The sequence below is a fragment of the Bacillus cereus group sp. BfR-BA-01380 genome (assembly GCF_022663535.1).
Classification (GTDB): domain Bacteria; phylum Bacillota; class Bacilli; order Bacillales; family Bacillaceae_G; genus Bacillus_A; species Bacillus_A cereus_BB.
This window is the reverse complement of record NZ_JAKUFS010000036.1, coordinates 22,616-47,486: the sequence shown is the minus strand read 5'-3', so window position 1 is coordinate 47,486 and position 24,871 is coordinate 22,616. Positions and strand designations below refer to the sequence as shown.

Below are 24,871 nucleotides of genomic sequence, written 5' to 3'. Positions count from 1 at the left end.
TCGCAGGTTCAAATCCTGTCCCCGCAACCAATGGTCCCGTGGTGTAGTGGTTAACATGCCTGCCTGTCACGCAGGAGATCGCCGGTTCGACCCCGGTCGGGACCGCCATTTGTATAAAGGCTCGGTAGCTCAGTCGGTAGAGCAGAGGACTGAAAATCCTCGTGTCGGCGGTTCGATTCCGTCCCGAGCCACCATTTTCAAATAAATAAGCCGGCTTAGCTCAATTGGTAGAGCAACTGACTTGTAATCAGTAGGTTGGGGGTTCAAGTCCTCTAGCCGGCACCATGTAAGTTTCGGAGGGGTAGCGAAGTGGCTAAACGCGGCGGACTGTAAATCCGCTCCTTCGGGTTCGGCAGTTCGAATCTGCCCCCCTCCACCATTTATATTTTATATAGGGGCATAGTTTAACGGTAGAACAGAGGTCTCCAAAACCTCCAGCGTGGGTTCGATTCCTACTGCCCCTGCCAATACAGCATGGCGGCTGTGGCGAAGTGGTTAACGCATCGGATTGTGGCTCCGACACTCGTGGGTTCGATTCCCATCAGTCGCCCCATTTTTAAATATTACTTTACAAAACAAATTGATTATGATAATATATTAAATGTCCGGTTTGGATATTTTAAGTAATAAAATAATGGATACATCATATAATGTATTAATTATTCGATGGGCTATAGCCAAGCGGTAAGGCAACGGACTTTGACTCCGTCATGCGCTGGTTCGAATCCAGCTAGCCCAGCCATTTTTGCGGAAGTAGTTCAGTGGTAGAATACAACCTTGCCAAGGTTGGGGTCGCGGGTTCGAATCCCGTCTTCCGCTCCAAATTTAATATGGCGGCATAGCCAAGTGGTAAGGCAGAGGTCTGCAAAACCTTTACCACCGGTTCAAATCCGGTTGCCGCCTCCATATTATGCCGATGTGGCGGAATTGGCAGACGCGCACGACTCAAAATCGTGTTCCGTAAGGAGTGTCGGTTCGACCCCGACCATCGGTACTGTATAGACGAGGTAACTCGTTTTTTTTTGTTTATAAGCATGTTATATACGTGAATACTCGATAATATTAAGCGTTTCCTACTGCGGTGGGAGGCGCTTTTTTTATGCCCTCAGAGCTTATATATAGCACTACTAAATCCCTTCTAATCATGTGCATCAATTATACACAATGATAGGAGGATAGTACCTGGTCTTATTTCTAAAGTTAAAAATTTGCTTCGTTCTGATGATTTTTTACGTTTCACAATGAATGCGAAAGGAATAAAAAAATCTTATATCAATGAGGCGGGGAATCTTGTACCAGCTAACAAAGAGGGAATGTATAAAGGAAGATAGGTTACTGTTACAGAACATATTTTAGGTGGGTATCGTAAAGGTGGAAAAATAACAGTCCATATACAAGTTTTTCTATTAATAACAATCCAACAGTGAAATATGGAGGCAACACAATTGAATTAGACATTAACGGTTTAAGAACAGCAATTCGCAATGGCGATGTTAAAGATGTAGCTATTTTATTAGAGGAGAACTACCTAAAGAGTATTCAAAATTCATGAATAAGAAGGTGTACATATGAAACTATACTTTAAAGATATTGAATTAGGAGAAGTTACAGACATTTTTACTGAAACGCCATGGATATATGGAACTATACATTTAAATGAAAAAAGCAAACCTTATCAAGAATACTTCCGTGGAATGGTTGATGAAGAAAGTGCATTTGATTTTGAAAGCATAGACCATGAATTTTTAGATGAGGAGAATTGGTCTGTTTTTGACGAAAAAGAAGAGAACTACTTAGGGATAAGTATTCCGGCTGTTCACATCGAAGATACAATGATTGCGTGGCGTTGGCGATGAATACAGTATTATTAAGGAAAGGACAGGTTTTACCTGTCTTTTTTAGTATTTAAAGAATCAAGGCTAACAAAAGTACTTGCGAAAATGAGTAGATATTCTTATAATTAAAGCTGTTAATAAATCGTGTTCCTTAGGGAGTGTCGGTTTGATCCCGACCATCGGTACTGTATAGACGAGGTAACTCGTTTTTTTTATGTAAGTAACTTGATTACATTAAGCGTTTTCTACTGTTGTAGAAGGCGCTTTTATCTTTCAAGCCCTTAAAATTACAATTTTGTAAGGTAGTTGTAAGAGAAATCAATTGGATATTTTTAAAAAGAAAGGTATTCTTAAATTAAGAGCAATGAATGCTGAAAGAAATGGGGTGTCTGTTGTGAAGGAACGAGCAGCATATCGCAATGCTTTGCATCATAATGTGTCTTTAACTCCGATAGCGAAGGTTTTTTATAAAGCCCTTATATTATTATTATTATTACTAGGCTGTACATTATTATTTGCTGGAAATAAAATGATTGAAAGCAAGGATATAAGTAAATTGAGAGTACCTGCTCAGTTTGAATTGCCGGAACAGCTAGGGAATGCATTTATCGCAACTGAAGATAAGAGGTTCTATCATCATAGCGGATTAGATTATATTGCAATTGTTAGAGCCACGATAGAAAATATAAAGGCTGGTGGGGTTGTACAAGGTGGCAGTACAATTACTCAGCAGCTTGCCAAAAATGTTTTTTTAACAAATGAAAGAACGTTTTCTCGTAAATGGGATGAAGTTTTCTATGCAAAAAAAATTGAGCGAACATTTACGAAAAATGAGATTTTAAAACTTTATGTAAGCAATATTTATTATGGAGAAGGGGCATGGGGAATTGAAAAAGCTGCGAAACTTTATTTTGGTAAACAGGTAGATCAATTAACATTAGGTGAAAATGCTATGTTAGCGGCCGTTGTGAAAGCACCAGCTTATTATTCTCCAGTACAAAATTATGATAAGGCTGTAGAAAGACGTAATATTGTGTTGAAGCTCATGGAACGAGAGGGATATATTACTCATGCTGAATATGTACAAGCTACAAGTGAAAAACTTGTTATTCGCCACGATATCCCTAATAAACAACCAGTAGAGCGTGTGAAAGCTGTGAGTTAAGAGTAAGTTCAAAAAGAATTTACTCTTTTTTACGTGAATGAATAGAAGAGAAGTGAGACACAATATTGTCACATTTGGTTGATTTTGTTTATTTTATGAGCTACTTCAATGGACTGTTTATAGGAGAGTTGATATCATAAATATTGTATGTATAGTACATACAAAGAATAAAACATTAAAGAGGAATGTATATGAAGTCAAAAAATATTATGATTCTCGGTGTTATTTTTTCTGTTGCAGTGCTTATTGTAATTGGGACAATTGTATATAGTCTTGTGAACGATAAGAAGGAAAAAGGAAAAGATACGTTTTTATATGGTACACAACAATCTTTAGGAGAGAAAGATGCTCCGATTCATATTGTTGAATTTGGGGATTTTAAATGTCCGGCTTGTCGTACATGGGATACAACCGTATTGCCACGCTTAAAGGAAGAGTATATTAATAAAGGGAAAGCTCAGCTTCATTTCATTAATTTTCCTTTTATCGGGAAAGACTCTCATATAGGTGCAGCAGCTGGGGAAGCAATTTATAAGCAAGATCCAAAAGCTTTTTGGACATTTTATGATGAAATATATCAAAATCAAAAGAATGAAAAAGAAGAGTGGATTACAGAGGATCTAGTAGTAGATATAGTAAAGCAAAAGCTACCTACTATTGATATGGAGAAGTTTAAAAAGGATTTAAAAAGTAAGGAAATAAAAGATACAGTACAGAAAGATTTTGACCTTGCTCAAAAATTAAAAGTACAAGGTGCACCATCTATATATGTAAATGGTAAACTTGTTAATCCAGATTATGATAGTATTAAGGCGGCAATTGATAAAGTTACGAAAAAGTGATGAGATATTCATCGCTTTTTCGACTTTTTTCGATAAAATTATTGCTTCGCCTTATATTCCATGTTATACTTCTTAACATAAGTTAACAAAAAATTAATATTTTCTTCATATTTGCGGGTGTAGTTTAGTGGTAAAACAAGAGCCTTCCAAGCTCTGGTCGAGAGTTCGATTCTCTTCACCCGCTCCAGAAATTATTCCGAATTCTTATAATTATTGTGATCAACGCAGTGTTTCGTTTCTTAGATAAACGAGGCATTGCGTTTTTTTATGTTTTGAGTGCATGGATATATGTAAAAATAGTAATGTATGATTAGTCACGATATATATTGCGTTAGTAAAATGAAATGCATCTTTTGGCTAATAAGTAATTGACTGCTTGTGAAATAAAATAAATATGCATCTTATAAGGAGAGTAAGTGTGAATTTTGAACAATTAAAACAAGATGTTATTGCGTATAGTAAAACAATTGGTATTGATAAGATAGGCTTTGCGAGTGCTACGCCATTTGAGGAATTAAAGCAACGTCTTATTCAGCAGCAACAATTAGGATACCAATCAGGTTTTGAAGAATCAGATATAGAAAAGAGAACGAACCCGGAATTGTTATTACCAGGTGCAAAATCAATTATTGCCATTGCATTGGCGTATCCTTCGAAGCTAAAAAATGCACCGCAAAGCAAACGAGGAGAGAGACGAGGCATTTTTTGCCGTGCTTCTTGGGGACAAGATTATCATCTTGTTTTGCGTGATCGTTTAGAGAAGCTGGAGGCATATTTAATCGGACGCTTACCAAATATAGAAGTTAAATCGATGGTAGATACGGGAGAATTAAGCGACCGGGCTGTTTCAGAGCGAGCAGGCATTGGTTGGGGCGGAAAGAACTGTTCTATTATTACACCGGAATTTGGTTCGTACGTTTATTTGGGAGAGATGATTACAAATATTCCTTTTCCACCAGATACTCCAATTGAAGATCAATGCGGGAGTTGTACGAAGTGTATTGATGTTTGTCCGACAGGAGCGCTTGTCCAAGGAGGACAATTAAATTCTCAAAAATGTATTGCGTTTTTAACGCAAACGAAAGGATTCCTTCCGGAAGAATATCGAGATAAGATTGGAAATCGCATTTACGGATGTGATACGTGTCAAACTGTTTGTCCAAAAAATAAAGGGATAGATTTTCATAATCATCCAGAAATGGAACCGGATCCTGAACTTGTAAAACCGCTATTAAAACCGCTTCTGACCATTAGCAATCGTGAATTTAAAGAAAAGTATGGGATTATGTCTGGATCGTGGCGCGGGAAAAAGCCGTTACAGCGAAATGCGATCTTGGCACTGGCTCATTTTAAAGATGAAACGGCCATTCCGGATTTAATTGCTGTAATGAAAGAAGATCCTCGTCCTGTTATTCGCGGAACAGCAGCATGGGTACTAGGTAAAATTGGCGGAGAAGGTGTGCAAGAGGCTATTGAAAAAGCGAAAGCACGGGAAAAGGATGAAGAAGTTCTTCATGAGATGAATCGTGGTCTGGAACTGTTAGCTGAGAAAAAATAGCAGATTATCCCTCGGTCCCTCATATTGTAATAAGGGGAGGGGAGACTCTATGTCTATAAAACAGCATCTTCAACAGTGTCTGCAAGGGCAATTGGATTATATAACAAATAAACGTATGAATGAAGCAGAAATTCCAGATGATATTGCTGACATGTTAGACCGTAAAAAGAAGCTCTTTACAAGGCGTAATGCGGAGATTGTAAAAAGCAATGCTAACGTATCTTTTATTAGACAGTTAAAAGGTGTGAACTACGATGAAGTAGATTATCAAATTCATTTTCAGTATTTTATTCGTCATCATCATTTATTTTATGTAGAGGAAGAACAAATGGAGAGGCGTTTACGATTAGAAGATGGATGTATTAAGCAAGATATCGCAATTGGAACGCCGATAGATGAACAGAAAGTTGGAACGTTAGAACGTGAAGTAACAAAGGGAAAAGGACAATATATTCCATACAGTTATAATCGCTTAGAGGCAGTGAAATATGCAGAGCGGTGGTGGGATGATCGGAATCCAGCTTATCAGAACTTCCAAGATAATTGTACAAATTTTATTTCTCAATGTCTGCATGCTGGTGAAACACCAATGAGTGGATATCCGAATATTCGCAGTGGATGGTGGCAGCAAAATCGTCAATGGAGCTGGAGCTGGGCGGTAGCTCATTCTTTTCATTGGTACTTGGCAAGTGATTCTATGGGACTTCGAGCAAAGCAAGTTGAGAAGCCACAGGATCTTATGCTTGGAGATATCATTGTATATGATTTTGAAAATGATGGAAGATGGAATCATACGACAATTGTCGTGGCAAAAGATGCAAATGGTATGCCTCTTGTAAATGCACATTCTGCCAATAGTCGCAGACGTTATTGGGATTATGAAGATTCAAGTAAGTATACACCACAAATGAAATATAAGTTTTTTCATATTCTTGATAATGACTAGAGATTTTTTATCCAAGTGGTATAATACGTAGTAGAAAAAGATTGAGGTGAACATTGTGGGAATACATGTTGTTTTATATCAACCAGAAATTCCAGCGAATACAGGTAATATTGCGCGTAGTTGTGCAGCAACAGGTGCAGAATTACACTTAATTAGACCGCTTGGATTTTCTACTGACGATAAAGCGTTAAAGCGTGCTGGATTAGATTATTGGGAGCACGTAAAAATTACGTATTATGACTCTATTGAGGAATTTTATGAAAAAAATGAAAATGGTGAGTTTTTCTATTTAACAAAGTATGGAGAGAAAGCACACACAACATTTGATTACAGCAACGTAAAAAAAGATTATTATTTCGTATTTGGAAGAGAAACAAATGGTCTTCCAGCGAATGTGATTGAACATAATTTTGATCATTGCTTACGCATCCCAATGACTGATAAAGTTCGTTCTTTAAACTTATCTAATACTGCAGCTATTTTAATTTATGAGGCATTACGTCAACAAAATTATCCAGGATTAGATGTAGAAATTGTTTATTAAAAGCTGTCCTATGGAGAGACTTATATTTTATAGCAGATAAAAAGTGATGAGCATGCTCATCACTTTTTATTTTGTTCTTGGCTTATCATTGTATCCTGATGTGAAAATAGCAGTAAGAAATGTGAGCATAACACCTAAAATTAATAAAAGCTTCATGAGCATAGCCCCCATTCATAATTTTATCTCTATCATTTGTATTATACCGAATTTTCTTTCGATTTTGGTAATAAACTTTATAAAGTTTGTGTACGATTTCATTTTGATTCGTATGAATGTTTAAGGACATCCTCGCATACTTTTATAATAATCCGCTTGAACAAGGAGATGGGGGAGGAGCTATAATGGACATTTTAAAGAAAATCGAACAGCACCGGGAAGCAGAAGAGCGTTTAAAGTGGGAAGGGACATTTGCTGACTATTTAGAAGTTCTTAAAGAAAGACCAGGGGTGGCACAAACAGCGCATTCTCGTATTTATAATATGATAAAGGATGCTGGGATTGAGGAAGTAGACGGCCGGAGAAAATATAATTTCTTTAGTAATCAATTATTTGGCTTAGAAGAAGCTTTAGAGCGTCTTGTAGAAGAATATTTTCATCCATCTGCAAAACGTTTAGATGTAAGAAAACGGATTTTATTATTAATGGGACCAGTTAGTGGTGGTAAATCTACATTAGTTACAATGTTAAAACGCGGATTAGAGGCATATTCGCATACAGATCGTGGTTCGATTTTTGCAATAAAAGGTTGTCCGATGCATGAAGATCCGCTTCATCTTATTCCACATCATTTACGTGATGATTTTTATGCAGAGTATGGAGTACGGATTGAAGGGAATTTGTCACCGTTAAACTTAATGCGCTTAGAAAAAGAGTACGGAGGAAGAATTGAAGATGTAATTGTGGAGCGTATTTTCTTCTCGGAAGATCGCAGAACAGGGATTGGAACATTTAGTCCATCTGATCCAAAATCACAAGACATTGCTGATTTAACAGGTAGTATTGATTTCTCTACTATTGCTGAATATGGTTCAGAATCTGATCCGCGCGCTTACCGCTTTGACGGGGAGTTAAATAAAGCAAACCGCGGAATGATGGAATTTCAAGAGATGTTAAAATGTGATGAAAAGTTTTTATGGCATTTATTATCATTAACGCAAGAAGGAAATTTTAAAGCAGGTCGATTTGCATTAATCTCCGCAGATGAGCTAATTGTTGCTCATACGAATGAAACAGAATATCGCTCCTTTATTTCTAATAAGAAAAATGAAGCACTTCATTCACGGATTATTGTCATGCCAATTCCATATAACTTACGGGTAAGTGAGGAAGAGCATATTTATGAAAAGATGATTCATGAAAGTGATGTTTCTGATGTGCATATCGCACCGCATACGCTTCGCGTTGCAGCGATGTTTACAATTTTAACACGCTTAAAAGATCCGAAGCGGCCAGATATCGATTTAATTAAGAAAATGCGTTTATATGACGGCGAAATGGTAGAGGGGTACAATTCTATTGATGTAGAAGAATTGCAGCGTGAATACCAAGATGAGGGTATGAGTGGAATTGATCCGCGCTATGTTATCAACCGTATATCCTCTACAATTATTCGTAAAGAAGTAGCAGCAATTAATGCTTTAGATGTATTACGTTCTTTAAAGGATGGATTAGATCAACATCCATCGATTAGTAATGAAGATCGTGAACGCTATATGAATTTCATTTCATTAGCGCGTAAAGAATATGATGAAATTGCGAAGAAAGAAGTACAAAAAGCATTTGTATATTCATATGAAGAGTCAGCGAAGACATTGATGGATAATTACTTAGATAACGTAGAAGCATACTGCAATAAGTCTAAACTGCGTGATCCATTAACGGGAGAAGAAATGAGTCCGGATGAAAAACTGATGCGCTCGATTGAAGAACAAATTGGTATTTCTGAAAACGCAAAGAAAGCGTTCCGTGAAGAAATTTTAATTCGTATCTCTGCATATGCTCGCAAAGGAAAGCGGTTTGATTATAATTCGCATGAACGTCTTCGCGAGGCAATCCAGAAGAAACTATTTGCTGATTTGAAGGATGTTGTCAAAATTACGACGTCAACGAAAACACCAGATGAAAATCAGTTGAAGAAAATTAATGACGTTGTAGCGCGATTAATTGATGAACATGGCTACAATTCCACATCTGCAAACGAACTGCTTCGTTATGTAGGAAGTTTATTAAATCGATAATGGTTACAATAGAAAAGCTGTCTCTTATTTGAGGCAGTTTTTTTGTATATTTTATGTTAAACCTGGCATGTGGCAACCACTTCTATGCGCGGCAAGATATCCTTGTCCTCCCCAAAAAAAGAAAGAGGTTTTCAAATCATTTTCATGTTCCCGCATATAAATCGCTGCTATGCAAAACACAACAAGCCCTACACTCGTATGCTCCCTTTGTTTAAACCTGGCAAGTGGCAGGAACAGGCCCTGACCGCACCTATGCACGGCAGACGCACTCGCCCACCTAAAAAGAACAGGCTTTTTTATATCGTTTTTCAACTGGATTTTATATATAGGCAGAGCTTGTCCACTATGAATAAATTAAAATGCAATCTTATGAATTTATTTGTCAATTATTTTCACAACGAGCATATGATAGAGTAACCAACCATTCATACAGAAAAAAGTCAACACAATACAATATGTTGCATAGCCGTAAAGTGTGCAACAATGCATTGTGTTTCTTTCTTAATTATGAAGTGTATTTATTCATTGTTTATTTTCTAACTAAGAAGCTCATGTTTTAAGATGTGTTTTCATGAAAATATAAAAAAATATGTAAGGAGGGAAAGGAATGACAGAAGAAAATCAATACAATTATACGATCTCACAGGAAAATTGGTCCCTCCATCGTAAAGGATACGATGATCAGCAACGTCATCAAGAAAAAGTACAAGAGGCAATAAAAAATAATTTGCCAGATCTTGTTACAGAAGAAAGCATTATCATGTCCAATGGCAGGGATGTTGTAAAAATACCAATTCGTTCACTAGATGAATATAAAATTCGTTATAACTATGATAAAAATAAGCATGTTGGTCAAGGGACAGGTGATAGTAAAGTCGGTGATGTTGTAGCGAGAGATGGATCGAGCGGTCAAAAACAAAAAGGGCCAGGAAAAGGGAAAGGCGCTGGGGACTCTGCAGGAGAAGACTACTACGAGGCAGAAGTATCGATTTTAGAGCTTGAGCAAGCATTTTTTAAAGAATTAGAGCTTCCTAATTTACAACGGAAAGAAATGGATGAAAATCGCACTGAACATATTGAATTTAACGACATTCGCAAAATGGGCCTTTGGGGAAACATTGACAAAAAACGGACGATAATCTCTGCTTATAAACGAAATGCAATGAATGGGAATCCAGCCTTTCATCCAATTAAACGAGAAGATTTAAAATTCCGTACGTGGAACGAAGTCTTGAAACCAGAATCGAAAGCCGTTGTGTTAGCAATGATGGATACGAGCGGTTCGATGGGGCTTTGGGAAAAATATATGGCTCGCAGTTTCTTCTTCTGGATGTCTCGTTTTTTACGTACCAAATATGAAACAGTTGATATTGAATTTATCGCACATCATACAGAAGCAAAAGTTGTTACAGAAGAAGAGTTTTTCTCAAAAGGCGAAAGCGGTGGAACAATTTGTTCATCAGCATACAGAAAAGCATTAGAACTGATTGAAACAAAGTATTCTCCAGAACGCTATAACATATATCCATTTCATTTCTCAGATGGAGATAATTTAACCTCTGACAATGCACGCTGTGTCAAACTGGTGCAGGAATTGATGAAAGTATCTAACATGTTTGGGTATGGAGAGGTGAACCAGTACAACCGCCACAGTACACTCATGTCAGCATATAAAAACGTAAAAGATGAGAAGTTTCGCTATTATATTTTAAAACAAAAAGCTGACGTGTTTCATGCGATGAAGAGTTTTTTCCGTGAAGAGTCAAATGAGAAGATGGCTTGACCCCCCTAAGTGTAGGGGGTTTTTGTTTGTAAATACTTGGTTTTTTAATAAATCTTTGTAACATGTTTGATTCACTGCTTATTAGTTAATAATTGAAATCCAGCTCCATTTAGCAAACCATACTTTAATAAGATTAAAATTTTTATATCGGAATCTCATATGTATTTTTTAACTAATTCCTTCTTCATACTACAGCACAGAATTTATTAAAATAGCTTATAAAAGGGGGAAGTGGAGTGAACATACGTATCGAACAACTTAATAAGGAATTTGATTATCAAAAGTTTATAAAAAAAATTATAGAATTATGGAATATGAACGCTATAGAAGCAGCAGAATGTGAATTGAGCGAAAGCGATAGAATGGGTATTCATGAGCAACTAGAACAATTTGTCCAATCAAAATATGGCGCTGTTTTTATAGTAACTGATGAATGCCAAAATATGATTGGGTATGGCATAGCTTCTATTAAACAAGACTTAGTTACTGATATGTTATATGGTCAAATTGATGAGGTTTATATAAGGGAAGAATATCGAAGACAGCAAATTGCTAAAAATTTAGTGGAACATTTAATAGGCTGGTTGAATCAGGAAGGTATTTCTTTCGTTCACGTGAATGTGGATGTAGAGAATAAATTAGCTTTAGATTTTTGGGAGAATATAGGTTTTGAAAAGGAGTTTTTTCTTCTATCAAATAGTTAATTTTAATATGAAATATGAGTTGAAAGTTTCATGCGATGAAGAGCTTTTTTCTTGAGAAGGGAAAGATGGCTTAATCACCTAAATACAGAGTTTTTTGTTTGTAAGCAAAATAAAAAAGATTGAGTAGAAACACCTACTCAATCTTTTTTATACGATCAAATAATAAACCATCTGTCGTATGATTTTCTCCTATTACAAAATCTTTCATATAATAAGAAAGATACTCACCGTATTTTGAATCTGTATTTAAAAGAAGTTCGTCTACAAAGTAACAACCAAGTGGTAATTTGTCGAGTAAGAGGCTAGCGAGTGCACCGTAAACGCCGCATGCCACTTGAAAATAGGTTGCGTTTGTTCCGTATTGTGTGTATACATGCTGGGTGGCAGTTGTATTGTACATATAGACTTCTTTGTCTTTATAAACAAGTAATACACCGATTAAGTCTTCACCGAGGAGTTGTCCATTTTCTGGATTTAACACGTGATGATTCCAGTTCCATAGTTCATCAACATTATGTTGATTGTCATGAATTAATTGTGTCATATAATCATTAATACGATATAAAAAACCGACCTCCATATCGTACAATTTTCCGAGATTAATTACTTCTTCGTGCCCCATTAAACAACCAAAAAACTGTTTATCTCCTAACGTTACTTTAAACTCTTGTTCGTAAGAGGTGTTACAGAAGAGCATCGGAGTTTGATGTTTCATAAAAAGAGGATAGTTTAAAATAGCTTCTTCTAAAAATCCCGCAGGCGACCATGTCGAGTATACCGTTTTTTCTTGAATAAGAGTTGGATCGTGATAGAAAGTTGTATCGTGTTCGACGATAAAACAAGCGAGGGGGATTTCCGTAGGGTTTTGCTTCATTAACTTAATGGCCATCCATTGGACGACGCCAGGATTCATACCAGAACAAATAATGCCTGTCATTTGTGTGAAGGCAGGTTTATGCTTTTCAAAGAAATTTTGTCTTTCTAATAAACTAAACCGTTTAATATGCTCATTTGCATCGATTGCCGGTGATTGCAACGCTGTATTAATATAATGTACATTAGCTTCATTGCAGCATGTTAACATTTCTACTGCATCTGCTAATGAAGCATCAATAACTAGGGTTGTCCCCGTTTTTTGTAGATGATTTCGAAATAATGTGTTATCGCTTAGATCGAACATATGGAATGTAAAATTTTCGTATAATGCAGGATACATATCTTCAAAATAAGATTGCGGTTTTTGTTTGATATCAATTAAATGAATGGAACAGTTTTGCAACTGAGAGTATAAAGGATTATGAATGTCTTTCACGGCATGATTTAATAAAGATAAAAATGCACGAGCAGCGCCGCCACTGCTTCCAAGTATAGTAAGAATAAGGTGTTCTTCTTTCATGCTTTCCCTCCTATGTGATTAAGATATTCGATTTACATGAGAAAGGATTATTTGTTTGTCCATAAATGCATAAAAATCCACTGTCTATTTTCTTCATCAGTGGCGATGAAGAAAATAGACATAAAAACCCCTTTTTTAGGGGGGACGAGAACATCTGGCCGTGCATAGAAGCGACTTATATGCTGAAAAATTAACATGGATTTCCATAGGTGGATCATAAAAATACCTTCCAATATATATATGACTTTACTTTTTGTGTAAAATCTCGTATTATATAAATATACCATATAGTAGTTTATTTTCAGGAGGAGGCTGTCAACGTAGCTTTCTCCTGTTCTTTTTTGGAGTCTGCAATAAGGCTCTTTTTTCAAAAGTTTAAATGACTGAAAATTAAGGTAATAAAAAGAAGGGGGGAATACATATTAAATAAGAACCTGTTAACAAGTTTCACTTATGTTGAAAGGAGTGAAGCAATATGTTATTTAACGTTCCAATTGAAACAATTTATTTATATGGGCTTATTATAACTGCAGCTATTGCCATTCTTTATTTGCTTTTCGGTGATATTTTAGAATCCCTTTTTAGTATATCAAGCGGAGCTACTTCGCCTTTTACACTCTTATTTAGCTTTCTTGCGATGCTATGTGGATTTGGTTACATATTAGAATATTTATTTTCTTGGGGTAGTGTTGCTATTTTTGTTATTTCATTTTTTCTCGCACTTGTTGGTGTGATTACAATGAAAATGCTTGTTTTAGCACCAATTTCTAAAGCGGAGCAAAATACAATATACCGTATGGAAGAATTTGTTGGCTGCAAAGGAGAAGTAATTATCACAATTCCGAAAGAAGGGCTAGGTGAGGTGTTGCTAGCTTCTCAATTTGGTAGCAATGCGATGCCAGCTAAAACGATAGGAAAGAAAGATATTTTACAAGGATCGTATGTCATTGTTGAAGGCGTACAAGACGGTATTTTACTTGTACAAAATTTAGCAATTTCTTTAAAAAAACCGAAATGATAAGGACTAAATCAATAGTAGTCATTTTCATATACAAAAGTATACAAACGTGGGCAAATATGTTCGTATACTTACTATTGATTCGGTTTCAAGCCTAAGTGAGTGCGTTTTGACGAAAGTTAAATTGCATGATGAACTACGATTGATGAGTAAGTTGAAGACTTACCCTCGGATACACGCTTTAGTCCGTTGCTCTAAGAGTGTGGAAGGATGACCGACTACTACTGCCCTGTAGTCAAACACCGAAACACATGAACTCTCATCTGTCATTGGCAAAAAGCGAAATTCTCCGAAAGGATGGCTGGTCAGAGATGACTAAAAATAAAAACAAAGAATATTGTTTTGTATTGGATGTAGAAGGAGGGAAATTAGCACCTACAAGTGTCAACAATGGATGGTACTTAATTAGGAAGAAAAGAGCAAAACTTGTTGCGCAATACCCAATGGTAATTCAACTTCATAAGTCAGTGGAAGATGTAGATTATAAAATTAGGTTGGGGATAGACGATGGTAGTTTACATGTTGGGGTTGGGTTAGTACAAGAATGTAAAACAAAAAACAAACCAATCTTTAAAGCTACTATTGAACATCGAAAAGATGTATCAAAGCTAATGGAGCAAAGAAGAGGATATAGACGATACAAAAGAAATCACAAACGGTATCGTCAAGCAAAATTTGATAATCGTGCAAGTAGTAGAAGAGAAGGAAGAATCGCACCTAGTATACTTCAAAAGAGACAAACGATTATTAGGTTTGTAAATAAGATTTCAAAATGGATAGATATCGTAAGTATTCATTTAGAAGATGTTGAAATAGATATACGAGCATTAACTGATGATAAGAAGCTATACAGATGGCAATATCAAAAATCCAATCGACTAGATGAAAACATGAGAAAGGCTGTAATTATACGAGACAAATGTACATGTATGGAATGCGGAAAATCAAACTGTATGTTAGAAGTACATCATATTGTCCCTAGAAGGTTAAGAGGCTCTAATACATTAGATAACCTGATTACACTATGTAGTAAATGTCACCAAAAAACAGAAGGTAAAGAAGAAAAGTTTGTTGATAAGTATCAAAAAATGATTAACGGAAAGAGTTTACGACTAGACTTTGCTCAACACGTTATGCAAGGTAAAAATTGGTTACAACAACAATTATCTCAGTATGGTGCTTTGCTTTTAACAAGTGGTGGAGATACTGCAAATAGGAGAATAGATTGGGGTATTGAAAAGTCACATTCTAATGACGCTTTAGTTACTTGTGGGTTAGAAATCAATGATACAAGCATAAAAGACTGGGTCATTAAACCAATCAGAAAGAAAACGAAAGCAATACATTCTGAAACTTATGGGTTTAGCCATAGAGATATTGTACAATACACAGACACAAAAAAGATAACTCATGTTGGCTATATTACTGCAATGTACCCAGATAAGTTACAAATTAATATCCAAACAAAAGAGAAACACCTAAAAAGAGTAAATGCAAGAAAAAGTGCACTAAAGTGGAGATTTAGAGGGTTGTATTTCCTATGAATGACCACACATGAATACTTTTGTGTATATTTTTTGAAGGAGGAGTTACCATGGTTCCATTAATTATTGGCGGTGTTTTGTTAGCGATATTAGCAATTCTGATTTTAGTCTTTATTACGAAATATCGAACGGTTGGGCCTGATGAAGCGTTAATTGTAACAGGAAGTGGTTTAGGAAGCGGGAAAAATGTTGTGACAACAGATGATGGCAAGAAGATTAAAATTATTCGCGGTGGCGGTACGTTTGTTGTGCCAGTTATGCAACAAGCAGAGCCCCTTAGTCTATTAAACTATAAATTAGAAGTAGGAACACGTGATACATATACAAAGCAAGGTGTTCCAGTAACAGTAAATGGTGTTTCAATTATTAAGGTGGGCTCTACAATTGAGGAAGTATCAACAGCAGCAGAGCAATATTTAGGAAAAGAAACAGAAGAACTAAAAGTAGAAGCAAAGGAAGTATTAGAAGGACATTTACGGGCGATTCTTTCTTCGATGACAGTAGAAGATGCGTATAGTAACAGGGAACAGTTTGCTCAGAAAGTACATGAAGTTGCTTCCACTGATTTGAAGAAGATGGGACTGCGCATCGTATCATTTACAATTAAAGAAATTAGTGATAAAAACGGATATTTAGATGCACTTGGTCAGCCGCAAATTGCAACGGTGAAGCGTGATGCACAAATTGCAAACGCAGAACGAGAAAAAGAAGCACGGATTGAAAAAGCTCGTGCTGAAAAAGAAGCAAAAGAAGCAGAGTATCAGCGTGATGCGCAAATTGCGGAAGCTGAGAAACATAAAGAATTAAAGGTGCAATCATATAAAAGGGAACAAGAACAAGCACGTGCTGATGCTGACCTTTCCTATGAATTGCAGCAAGCAAAGGCACAACAAGGTGTAACAGAAGAGCAAATGCGTGTAAAAATTATTGAGCGTGAAAAACAAATTGAATTAGAAGAAAGAGAAATTGCTCGTCGCGAAAAGCAATACGATGCAGAAGTGAAGAAAAAAGCAGATGCTGATCGTTATGCAGTTGAGCAAGCGGCAGAAGCAGAAAAAGTGAAACAAATAAAGAAAGCAGATGCTGATCAGTATAAAATTGAAGCAGAAGCAAAAGCGCGTGCAGAAGAAGTACGTGTGGAAGGTTTAGCAAAAGCAGAAGTACAAAAAGCACAAGGTACAGCAGAAGCGGATGTTATTAAACTGAAAGGTCTTGCAGAAGCGGAAGCAAAACAAAAAATTGCTGAAGCATTTGAACTATACGGTCAAGCCGCAATTATGGATATGGTACTAAAAATGTTACCAAGCTATGCGAAGGAGATTGCAAGCCCGCTTAGTAACATCGATAAAATTACTGTTGTCGATACCGGCGGCGGTGGAAAAAACAGCGGTGCTGGTAAAGTTGCAGGCTATGCGACGGATTTAATGGCAACGATGCAAGAAACTTTGAAGGCTTCTTCAGGAATTGATTTAAAAGAGTTGTTAGAAGGTTTTGCCGGGAAAAGTGCAATGCAGCAGAACAACGATATAAAGGCTAATATGCCGAGCTTAGAAGAAAAAAAGACGGAAAATCATGAAAACCTCTAGAGATTTCTAGAGGTTTTTTGTAACTATTTAGCGCGAATTCCTGAAAATTACTTTTGTTTCCTACCAGATAAAGTGAAACTTTAATTAGTGGGGGTTTTCTTCATCCCCCACTGATTATCAGCCCTCACCAATCGGGCTTTTACGGGCAGTTTATCTCCCACCTAACTTCTTAAGAAAAGCGGAAGCGGCTCGCTCAGAATCGCAGGACGCCCACGCACCCGACAGAGAGGCGCTTTTGGCCTCGTCCGAGGGGGAGAAACGACCGGAGATTCTAGCCGCTAGAGCTGGACAATGCTTTCGCTGAATTTTGAGGTGGGAGTATTACTGCCCGTTAATGCGGGATAAAAGAGAATACATATTATTCATATATAATATATGTTCTCTTTTGTTTTTTAGCTTTTTATCAGCAAATGAGCAAGAAATCCATCTTCAAAACTACAGGGTATAGAAGCGATTTATATATTGAAAAATTAAAATCTATGTGTATAAATAAAAGAATTTTTAAAATACGAGTTGAGTTTCATAAGAATGTTAGAATAAGTGAGGAATATAACACTGAAATGTAACGAGGAGAAAAGTTTAAATGAAAGATGTAATTCAAAATGTTTACAGCCCATGCAATGGAGTGATTGAAGAAGTATTCGTTCAACAATCATCTTACGTATATGAGTGGGAAAAGTTATTTCTTATAAAAAAAAGCGATGGAACATTAGAAGAAGTTGCGATTGGCGTTAGCGGTGATATATTATCTGTCGAAGTAAAATTAGGCCAGGAAGTAAATGAACAAACATTGTTGTGTAAACTAGAAGACGATTGGTTGATCACTGGTTGTGAATAAAAATAGCGTATTATAAAAAACGGCATCATATATAGGGATGTTGTTTTTTTTATATTTTCATTTGCTGAAGCAGAGGGTGAATTAATAAAGTGAAACTTTAATCAGTGGGGGGGCTCTTCATCCCACACTGATTATCAGCCCTCACCAATCGGGCTTTTACGGGCAGTTTATCTCCCGCCTAACTTCTTTGCTTCCGCTGAATTTTGAGGCGGGAGTATTACTGCCCGTTAATGCGGGATAAAAGGTATTCTGCAAAAAAATAGATTGTTTAAAAAAACATTGCCTTTAATGAGGTGGTGTATTTATGATGGATATAAATATTTATTTGAAAAGTTAAAAAATATTATAATGAGAAGTAAGAAAAATAATTTATGAGGTTTTGGAGGATGAGTACGTATTATATAGAACCAAGTAGAGAGATGCTTCAAGGTTCGTTTTCGGTTGATTTTAATGAGGATTAGGATCTTTTTCAGAGCATGGCGGGAAAAGAAAGAAATCTATACCAAGAGAAGCACTGCGGGATAGTGGACATGCTCCTTGTGCTTATATAGTAATTACCGAAGCACAGTCTGGAATGGTATTGGGAATATTGATTAACAATTAAATGGTTTAATCTACAATAAAATTGTTTAAAAAATAATAATGAAGGGGATGGAAGAGATGAATCACCAAAAAGAATATTGGAATGAAGTAGCGAATGAAAAACAATTTACTACACCTTTTCAATTTGATTGGTTTTCAAAATATGTGAACAAAGAAGCCGCTATATTAGATTATGGATGTGGATATGGAAGAACGTTACTTGAGCTAAAACAAAATCAATTTATGAATTTGTACGGTGTAGATTTTTCAGAGGAAATGATTAAGCGAGCGAAGTTACTTAATAAAGACATCCATTTTGAGGTAATTGAGAGTGGGAAGATTCCTTTTCCGGATCATTCTTTCGATGCAGTATTGTTATTTGCGGTATTAACTTGTGTCTATAAGAATGAAGAACAAGAAGCCATTTTACAAGAGGTGAAAAGAGTATTAAAGCCTGGGGGCATTGTTTATATTAATGATTTCTTACTGAACGATGATGAAAGAAATATAAATCGGTATGCCAAATACTATGAAAAGTATCATACATACGGTGTATTTGAATTAGTTGATGGGGCTGTGTTACGTCATCACAATGAGGAACGAGTAAAAGAATGGACAAGCGACTATCAACAATTAGAATTTGAAAAAGTAGAATATGTGACGATGAATGGAAATCGCTCGAACGGATTAGTCTATATGGGAAGTTTGAAGTAATAGAATTCATGAATTTTATGTGATGAAGGGATGAATCCAGTGAATACAGTAACAGTTTATCATTATGATGCATTTAGCGATAAACCAAATAAGGGAAATCCGGCAGGGGTTGTTTTACATGCTGACAAGTTAACTGATGATGAGATGCAAAATATAGCTTATAAAGTGGGATTTAACGAGACTGCTTTTTTAATGCAGTCAAGCGTAGCAGACTGGAGAATTCGTTATTTTACGCCAGGATATGAAATGGATCTTTGTGGTCACGGAACTGTAGCTGCCATTTACGCATTGCAAACTAGAGGCTTAATCAAAGAGACAGGAAACTTTACAATTGAAACAAAAGCAGGAGTTTTACTGATACAAGTGGAGCTAGATTCCGATAGAAGACCATACATAACGATGAAGCAAGCAAATCCACAGTTTCAAAAGTTTGATGGTTCAAGAGAAGAGTTAGCTGCTTCCATAGGTCTACATGAGAATGATTTAGAAGAAAACTTACCGATTGTATATGGAAGTACAGGGAATTGGACTTTATTGGTTCCTGTGAAAAATCTAGCGTCGTTTAAAAAGATGAAACCGAATAACAAGATATTTCCATCTATCTTAAAAGAAAGGCCTCGAGCTTCCATTCATCCGTTCTGTTTCGAAACATACGACTCAAATGCTCACATGCATGCACGTCATTTTTCATCAGCATATGCGGGTACAATAGAAGATCCAGTAACGGGCACAGCTTCCGGAGTTATGGGGGCATATTACGTTACATTTATTGATGAAGAGTTTAAAGAGAAAAAAGAACTTTTAGTAGAGCAAGGGCACGAAATAGGGAAAGATGGACGAGTGAAAGTAGTGGTGAGAAAAGAATGGAATGATAGTTTAGAAGTGGAGATTTCGGGAAGTGCGGTGTATGTGGACGGGTTTGAAGTTACTTTATAGAAATGTTTAGCAATTTTTAATGGAGGGAGGTATTTAGAGTTTGCATGTATTATTAGGAATTTCAGAAATTGATGAAAGTAAAGTTAAGATCAACTACAGAGAAGCTGTTAGAGCTATTATTATGCAAGACAATAAGATCCTTCTCGTTCATTCTAACTTAGGAGATTATATATTTCCTGGAGGTGGAGTTGAGAAGGATGAAAGCCATGCAGAAGGATTAATGAGAGAAGTGGCTGAAGAGACAGGCTATCTTAACTGTGTAAGTAGAAATAAGATGGGTGTGGTCGTTGAAAGATATATAGATAAATATGATGAGAATGCTATCTTTCAAATGACTTCCCATTATTATTTTTGTGAAGTGAATGGCGAGAAAACCACTCAAAAATTAGAAGGGTATGAGATTGAACAAGAATTTACACCACAATGGGTGAAGCTTTGTGATGCGATTAATCAAAATGAAAAAATGATTCACCAATGTGAACAAAATTGGTGGGTACATCGAGAAAATTTTGTTTTAAAAGAACTGAATAAAATTAAAAGTTGAATTCATGATGTAAAAGAAAGTGAGAGTGGAAATTTGAATATTAGAGTAGCAAATGAATTAGATTATCCTGCTTTAAGAAAGATATATTTCGAATCACGTCGTAAAAGTTTCCATTGGGCGGATATAGAAAAAATGACTCTAGAAGATTTTGATAAGGATACTGTAGGAGAATATATTATTTTAGTAGAAGAAAATACTCATATTCTTGGATTTGCTTCTTTGTACTTGCCAGAAAACTTTATACATAATTTATTTGTTCATCCCAACTTTTCCGGTAAGGGTGTTGGTGGAGCGTTGCTTCATGCCTCCATAGAAAAAATGAATAAACCATTAAGATTGAAGTGTGTATCTGAAAATGAAAAAGCAATGAAATTCTATGAAAATAAAGGTTGGAAGAAAGTTGTTGAAGAAGGAGAACCCGGAGAACGATATTGGGTTATGATATTTGAATGAAAATATATAAGGAAGAGCCTATTGATTAGGCTCTTTTTTGTTGAACTTATGTTAACTAGGTAAGATGGAAACACAAAATTACACTGCTAATCCTTAATCACAAATAATTTAGGGGGAAATGGTGTACTAAAGGCATTGCTACATGCCATCAAGTCACGAATTTTTTATAACCATTTGCTACTTTGTCCCGAGTTACAAGAACGCTGGTACTGGGCTAACAAAACAAAATCCCCCCTAAAACGTTAAAAATTTCAGGTGTTGCGGGTTATTCTTGAATTGTTGCCGTCCACTTACAGGAAGTCAGTTAATTTATGCCCAAAATGTTTCTAGACGTGCAATTTTCCTGAAATAATATGTGCCCCTCAATAGACTAGGCACAAAAAACAATCTTTAACTCTTCTTTTCTCATAACCTAGTTGGTTTTAGTGGTGTTAAAATTACGAATAGATATTATTTTCTAACTATTATTTGACAAAAAACATCTTTTGTGGAAAAATATTCATTGTGATAAATTTCTAATTTAATGTAGAAGAAAGGTTATGTATAGATAAAGAAAAAGAAATTGTTTACGGACTTTCTGGAATAGGACGTATTAGTGATGAAGCTAAAAAACATGGAAGAGATTTTAGATTTAGAGGAGAGGATTTGAGATGAAATCCTTTAAAGCCATCATACATAATAAAAATTTATGTATTGTATTAGGAAGTCAACTAGTCTTTCAATTAGGGATATGGTTCGGTACAATTGGTAATTTGCAATTTTTACAAATACATATAAAATCTCATGTTCTTCAGGCTTTTTTTCTTGTTATTGGAGGTGTCCTTGGGGTTATAATAGGCCCTTATGCAGGACGTTATATAGATTCTACTTCTAAATTAAAAGTATTACAATTAGTCGGATTGATGAGAATTGCATCTGTTTTATCAATGTTAGTTGCTATATATACGGGATCAATTTATTGGCTGGTTATTTATAGTATAGGAATTGGCTGCTCGGCTTCTTTTTTTAATCCCACTATACAAACAATATTACCAACTTTAGTTAAAGAAGATGACTTAATTACGGTTAATGCTATCAATATAAATATTATCACTTTATCAAGAATTTTTGGAGCTGTATTAGCTGGTCTTTTATTAACAGTCGCTCCTCTATATACATTATTTATTATTGCTCTTATTGCTTATGTAACCTTATACTTTATCAATTTTTTATTAGTTATTCCAAACGATGTACGAGTGAATCCTAAAAAACTTAAGACTAATTTTAAGGATATTTTCCCTGTTATTATAAAGAATCATTCTATTAAAGTAGTTCTTACGTTATCCATTATCCCTCTAATCTTTATTTCAGGCTTTAATTTATTTGTTATTGAGATTGGAAAGGGACAACCGGGTTCAATCATGGGTATACTCTATTTTATGGAAGGGGCAAGTATATTAATTGCAGGATTATTTATCAAAAAAGTAATAAAACGATATCAAAAACAAGTGCGTATCCTTTTATTTACTTGCTGTTTGATGGGTATAGCTCAAATTTTATTATCATTAACAAACTTTTATCTAACTATTTTCTCTTTTAGTATATTTGGTTTGGCATATGGCATGTTTAATCCTCTTTTATACACATATGCACAACAAAAAGTTCCTTCAAGTATTCATGGGAGATTTTTTTCATTTAAAACAATGTTAGATCGAACCATTATGCAACTATGCTTGGTGTTAATTGGATTTTTACTAGATCAAATAGGATATAGAAGTTTAATGGTTTTGTTAGGTATATGTACTCTTACCCTAGTTTCTTCTATTATAATTGATTTTAAGGTAAATCCTAAAAGCTATACAATCGAGAATAGAAAAAATTATTCTAATGTTTAATTAACTAATGGGCCTAGTGACAGGGTTCTTGCTGCAAACCGCAAAGTAAGTAAGATAAATACTTTTATCAGTGGGCTATTGGATCTGGTAATGCTGGAAAATCTTTTGATAAAGCGATATGGTATTGTTCTTAAGTGCAGATAATGTTTAGTTGTTTTTAGAAATTAATTCTAGTTTATCAGAAATCAATAAATTCATATCAAAAACGTTATCCTTTCTGTATATTTCTCCAAAAAGAATAACGTTTTTTCGTCTTATAGATACAATTTCACTTAAGTTTGATAGGCATAAGATGGTATCCCTAACCTTGTTTATCATATACAGTTAAAACAAGCACCTTACGACTGTATTGTTTCAACTAACATCAACTTTTTAAGCAATTCTTCAGTCGTTAAAACGGTGGCAAACTCATCGTCTAAAGTTGCTAATGATACATTATGTATTTGTTCAGCTGTATAATATGTGCCGTCTGCACCTTTGATTGCAAATGCAGCTGTTGCATCAGATACGAGGTAAGTTTCAAATCCTAAATTACCACTCATTCGAGTAGTAGTTGATACACAGTGTGGAGTTGTTAATCCTACTATTACGACTTTTTTTATATTGTTTTCTTTCAAATGCTCTTCAAGTCCAGTTCCTATAAATGCACTGTTTACTTTCTTCTTAAAAATTTTTTCATCTTTGATTGGAACTACAATATCTTTAAAATCTGAACTTTGTTTACTAGGGTGGAAAATGGATTGATCGTTATCAGATAAGTGCTGAATATGTATAACTGGATATTCTTTTTCTCTCCACATATTTAAAAGAATTTGAATATTCCCTTCAGCATTAGGGTTATTTCTAGTGCCCCATTTCTCATCTTCAAAAGCTTTTTGAACATCAATTATAATTAATGCTGTATTACTGAAATCTTCTCTCATATGCACGTCTCCTTAAGTCTTTTATGTATATATTAACATTTTTGGTTGATTTATGTATTATTATTAATGCTATTACTTTTTTGATTTGTGCGTTTTTTATCTATCTTCTTCCTAATGCGGATGAAAATATAGGGGGATTACGAGAACCTATTCACTTGAAGACGATTATTGCAGATTTGAAAATAGTGATGGCTTTCGCTCAAAAAACAAAATATTTCATTATTGTTTATTTATTATTTCAAGGTGCAATATTAATTGGATATGCATTAGATACACAGGAAGTCACATATATTAAACAAATTTTAAAACTAACTGATAGAGATTACGGACTAATAGTAAGTATAACGGGAATAGGTGCATTAGTTGGAGCGTTTGTTGCAGCAGTTTGTTCTAAAAAAACGCATCTAAAGTTATATATCGGTGGTGGAATGTTACTAACATCCATAGGGTATATCTTTTTTATTCATCCTTTAATTTTATCACCGCAACTTTTTCATTTGCCTTCTTGGGTTTCTTTATGGCATTTGCAAATACAGGGTATACAACTTTTTTTCAAAATAATGTTCCAGTAAAAATCATGGGTAGATTCGGCAGTCTAGCTAATATGGTCGAAGGTATTATCCAAATAGCTTTTATACTTCTTTTAGGTTATTTGGCACAGTTGTTCTCATTACAGCTAATTTGTCTTATCTTTTCTATTGTTGGTACTTTATTTGCCACAATTCTTTTTGTAACAATCTTAATACCTTCAAAAACGAACTATTTTAAAGAAAGTTCAGATGTTAATCACTAGATAAAAGTTCATTTTTTGTTTGAAAATACATTTTTCAGAGGCGCCTCTGAGTAGAG

21 protein-coding genes and 11 tRNA genes are annotated in these 24,871 nt (G+C 35.3%); 30 read left to right on the top strand and 2 right to left on the bottom strand.

Annotated features, from left to right (window positions below):
- The first annotated feature begins 32 nt into the window (after positions 1–32).
- From MR076_RS23435 to MR076_RS23340, 20 genes are all read left to right on the top strand, one after another.
- Positions 33–108: transfer RNA gene (locus MR076_RS23435), tRNA-Asp, on the top strand.
- A 10-nt stretch (positions 109–118) separates the two neighbouring features.
- A tRNA-Phe gene (locus tag MR076_RS23430) sits at positions 119–194 on the top strand.
- Positions 195–209: 15 nt separating this feature from the next.
- Positions 210–285: transfer RNA gene (locus MR076_RS23425), tRNA-Thr, on the top strand.
- Positions 286–295: 10 nt separating this feature from the next.
- Positions 296–379 (top strand) — tRNA-Tyr (locus tag MR076_RS23420).
- A 14-nt stretch (positions 380–393) separates the two neighbouring features.
- Positions 394–467, top strand: a tRNA-Trp gene (locus MR076_RS23415).
- A gap of 10 nt (positions 468–477) precedes the next feature.
- Positions 478–553, top strand: a tRNA-His gene (locus tag MR076_RS23410).
- 114 nt (positions 554–667) lie between these two features.
- Positions 668–742, top strand: a tRNA-Gln gene (locus tag MR076_RS23405).
- A gap of 5 nt (positions 743–747) precedes the next feature.
- Positions 748–822: transfer RNA gene (locus tag MR076_RS23400), tRNA-Gly, on the top strand.
- A gap of 10 nt (positions 823–832) precedes the next feature.
- A tRNA-Cys gene (locus tag MR076_RS23395) sits at positions 833–906 on the top strand.
- A gap of 6 nt (positions 907–912) precedes the next feature.
- Positions 913–994: transfer RNA gene (locus MR076_RS23390), tRNA-Leu, on the top strand.
- A gap of 574 nt (positions 995–1,568) precedes the next feature.
- Positions 1,569–1,856, top strand: a complete 288-nt coding sequence (locus tag MR076_RS23385; RefSeq protein WP_242224654.1) for a hypothetical protein — start codon at positions 1,569–1,571, stop codon at positions 1,854–1,856.
- Positions 1,857–2,229: 373 nt separating this feature from the next.
- Positions 2,230–3,000 carry a transglycosylase domain-containing protein gene (locus MR076_RS23380; protein WP_396021729.1) on the top strand — a complete coding sequence of 257 codons (771 nt, stop codon included), beginning with the start codon at positions 2,230–2,232 and terminating at the stop codon, positions 2,998–3,000.
- A gap of 191 nt (positions 3,001–3,191) precedes the next feature.
- Positions 3,192–3,842, top strand: coding sequence for a DsbA family protein (locus tag MR076_RS23375; protein ID WP_242224652.1), 651 nt, complete (start codon positions 3,192–3,194; stop codon positions 3,840–3,842).
- A gap of 113 nt (positions 3,843–3,955) precedes the next feature.
- Positions 3,956–4,029, top strand: a tRNA-Gly gene (locus MR076_RS23370).
- 231 nt (positions 4,030–4,260) lie between these two features.
- Positions 4,261–5,400, top strand: coding sequence for a tRNA epoxyqueuosine(34) reductase QueG (gene queG, locus MR076_RS23365; protein ID WP_242224651.1), 1,140 nt, complete (start codon positions 4,261–4,263; stop codon positions 5,398–5,400).
- Between the two features lie 49 nt (positions 5,401–5,449).
- Entirely contained in the window at positions 5,450–6,346 is an 897-nt protein-coding gene (locus MR076_RS23360) for an amidase domain-containing protein (RefSeq protein ID WP_242224650.1), read from the top strand.
- A gap of 55 nt (positions 6,347–6,401) precedes the next feature.
- Positions 6,402–6,890 (top strand): tRNA (uridine(34)/cytosine(34)/5-carboxymethylaminomethyluridine(34)-2'-O)-methyltransferase TrmL, encoded by a 489-nt coding sequence (gene trmL / locus MR076_RS23355; RefSeq protein ID WP_242224649.1) that lies wholly within the window; start codon positions 6,402–6,404, stop codon positions 6,888–6,890.
- A 341-nt stretch (positions 6,891–7,231) separates the two neighbouring features.
- Positions 7,232–9,127 carry a PrkA family serine protein kinase gene (locus MR076_RS23350; RefSeq protein WP_242224648.1) on the top strand — a complete coding sequence of 632 codons (1,896 nt, stop codon included), beginning with the start codon at positions 7,232–7,234 and terminating at the stop codon, positions 9,125–9,127.
- A 607-nt stretch (positions 9,128–9,734) separates the two neighbouring features.
- The gene (gene yhbH / locus MR076_RS23345) at positions 9,735–10,910 is read left to right on the top strand and encodes a sporulation protein YhbH (protein ID WP_242224647.1); all 1,176 of its coding nucleotides are present in this window, start codon (positions 9,735–9,737) and stop codon (positions 10,908–10,910) included.
- A gap of 236 nt (positions 10,911–11,146) precedes the next feature.
- Entirely contained in the window at positions 11,147–11,614 is a 468-nt protein-coding gene (locus MR076_RS23340) for a GNAT family N-acetyltransferase (protein ID WP_242224646.1), read from the top strand.
- Positions 11,615–11,747: 133 nt separating this feature from the next.
- On the opposite strand, the gene MR076_RS23335 is transcribed toward MR076_RS23340, so the two are convergent.
- The gene (locus tag MR076_RS23335) at positions 11,748–13,010 is read right to left on the bottom strand and encodes an S-adenosylmethionine decarboxylase related protein (protein WP_242224645.1); all 1,263 of its coding nucleotides are present in this window, start codon (positions 13,008–13,010) and stop codon (positions 11,748–11,750) included.
- 475 nt (positions 13,011–13,485) lie between these two features.
- Between MR076_RS23335 and MR076_RS23330 the strand changes: the two genes are divergently transcribed.
- The 9 genes from MR076_RS23330 (at position 13,486) to MR076_RS23290 (ending at position 23,099) form a co-directional block, all read left to right on the top strand.
- On the top strand, positions 13,486–14,028 hold the full coding sequence (locus MR076_RS23330) for an NfeD family membrane protein (protein WP_242224643.1): 543 nt from the start codon (positions 13,486–13,488) through the stop codon (positions 14,026–14,028).
- Between the two features lie 311 nt (positions 14,029–14,339).
- On the top strand, positions 14,340–15,572 hold the full coding sequence (gene iscB, locus MR076_RS23325; RefSeq protein ID WP_242224641.1) for an RNA-guided endonuclease IscB: 1,233 nt from the start codon (positions 14,340–14,342) through the stop codon (positions 15,570–15,572).
- A 50-nt stretch (positions 15,573–15,622) separates the two neighbouring features.
- Positions 15,623–17,158, top strand: a complete 1,536-nt coding sequence (locus MR076_RS23320) for a flotillin family protein (RefSeq protein ID WP_242224639.1) — start codon at positions 15,623–15,625, stop codon at positions 17,156–17,158.
- Between the two features lie 583 nt (positions 17,159–17,741).
- Positions 17,742–17,996 carry a hypothetical protein gene (locus MR076_RS23315; protein WP_242224638.1) on the top strand — a complete coding sequence of 85 codons (255 nt, stop codon included), beginning with the start codon at positions 17,742–17,744 and terminating at the stop codon, positions 17,994–17,996.
- Between the two features lie 660 nt (positions 17,997–18,656).
- Positions 18,657–19,292 (top strand): class I SAM-dependent methyltransferase, encoded by a 636-nt coding sequence (locus MR076_RS23310; RefSeq protein WP_242224636.1) that lies wholly within the window; start codon positions 18,657–18,659, stop codon positions 19,290–19,292.
- Positions 19,293–19,331: 39 nt separating this feature from the next.
- Entirely contained in the window at positions 19,332–20,228 is an 897-nt protein-coding gene (locus MR076_RS23305; protein WP_242224634.1) for a PhzF family phenazine biosynthesis protein, read from the top strand.
- A 40-nt stretch (positions 20,229–20,268) separates the two neighbouring features.
- The gene (locus MR076_RS23300) at positions 20,269–20,772 is read left to right on the top strand and encodes an NUDIX hydrolase (RefSeq protein ID WP_242224632.1); all 504 of its coding nucleotides are present in this window, start codon (positions 20,269–20,271) and stop codon (positions 20,770–20,772) included.
- 33 nt (positions 20,773–20,805) lie between these two features.
- Positions 20,806–21,225: a GNAT family N-acetyltransferase gene (locus MR076_RS23295; RefSeq protein ID WP_242224630.1), complete on the top strand. Its 420-nt coding sequence runs from the start codon at positions 20,806–20,808 to the stop codon at positions 21,223–21,225.
- A gap of 650 nt (positions 21,226–21,875) precedes the next feature.
- The gene (locus MR076_RS23290) at positions 21,876–23,099 is read left to right on the top strand and encodes an MFS transporter (protein WP_242224628.1); all 1,224 of its coding nucleotides are present in this window, start codon (positions 21,876–21,878) and stop codon (positions 23,097–23,099) included.
- A 338-nt stretch (positions 23,100–23,437) separates the two neighbouring features.
- On the opposite strand, the gene MR076_RS23285 is transcribed toward MR076_RS23290, so the two are convergent.
- A complete protein-coding gene (locus MR076_RS23285) occupies positions 23,438–24,022 on the bottom strand; it encodes a cysteine hydrolase family protein (RefSeq protein WP_242224626.1) in 585 nt (194 codons plus the stop codon).
- A 23-nt stretch (positions 24,023–24,045) separates the two neighbouring features.
- On the opposite strand from MR076_RS23285, the gene MR076_RS23280 reads away from it, so the two are divergent.
- Complete coding sequence (locus MR076_RS23280) at positions 24,046–24,594, top strand: MFS transporter (RefSeq protein WP_242224623.1); 549 nt, start codon at positions 24,046–24,048, stop codon at positions 24,592–24,594.
- The last annotated feature ends 277 nt before the right edge of the window (positions 24,595–24,871 follow it).

What these genes read in the sequence shown, in the direction of transcription:
- MR076_RS23280 (WP_242224623.1), top strand. Translation starts at nt 24,046, where the DNA reads ATGTATATATTAACATTTTTGGTTGATTTATGTATTATTATTAATGCT.
- yhbH (WP_242224647.1), top strand. Translation starts at nt 9,735, where the DNA reads ATGACAGAAGAAAATCAATACAATTATACGATCTCACAGGAAAATTGG.
- MR076_RS23330 (WP_242224643.1), top strand. Translation starts at nt 13,486, where the DNA reads ATGTTATTTAACGTTCCAATTGAAACAATTTATTTATATGGGCTTATT.
- MR076_RS23385 (WP_242224654.1), top strand. Translation starts at nt 1,569, where the DNA reads ATGAAACTATACTTTAAAGATATTGAATTAGGAGAAGTTACAGACATT.
- MR076_RS23315 (WP_242224638.1), top strand. Translation starts at nt 17,742, where the DNA reads ATGAAAGATGTAATTCAAAATGTTTACAGCCCATGCAATGGAGTGATT.
- MR076_RS23310 (WP_242224636.1), top strand. Translation starts at nt 18,657, where the DNA reads ATGAATCACCAAAAAGAATATTGGAATGAAGTAGCGAATGAAAAACAA.
- MR076_RS23285 (WP_242224626.1), bottom strand. Translation starts at nt 24,022, where the DNA reads ATGAGAGAAGATTTCAGTAATACAGCATTAATTATAATTGATGTTCAA.
- MR076_RS23290 (WP_242224628.1), top strand. Translation starts at nt 21,876, where the DNA reads ATGAAATCCTTTAAAGCCATCATACATAATAAAAATTTATGTATTGTA.
- MR076_RS23335 (WP_242224645.1), bottom strand. Translation starts at nt 13,010, where the DNA reads ATGAAAGAAGAACACCTTATTCTTACTATACTTGGAAGCAGTGGCGGC.
- MR076_RS23360 (WP_242224650.1), top strand. Translation starts at nt 5,450, where the DNA reads ATGTCTATAAAACAGCATCTTCAACAGTGTCTGCAAGGGCAATTGGAT.
- MR076_RS23320 (WP_242224639.1), top strand. Translation starts at nt 15,623, where the DNA reads ATGGTTCCATTAATTATTGGCGGTGTTTTGTTAGCGATATTAGCAATT.
- MR076_RS23350 (WP_242224648.1), top strand. Translation starts at nt 7,232, where the DNA reads ATGGACATTTTAAAGAAAATCGAACAGCACCGGGAAGCAGAAGAGCGT.
- MR076_RS23375 (WP_242224652.1), top strand. Translation starts at nt 3,192, where the DNA reads ATGAAGTCAAAAAATATTATGATTCTCGGTGTTATTTTTTCTGTTGCA.
- iscB (WP_242224641.1), top strand. Translation starts at nt 14,340, where the DNA reads ATGACTAAAAATAAAAACAAAGAATATTGTTTTGTATTGGATGTAGAA.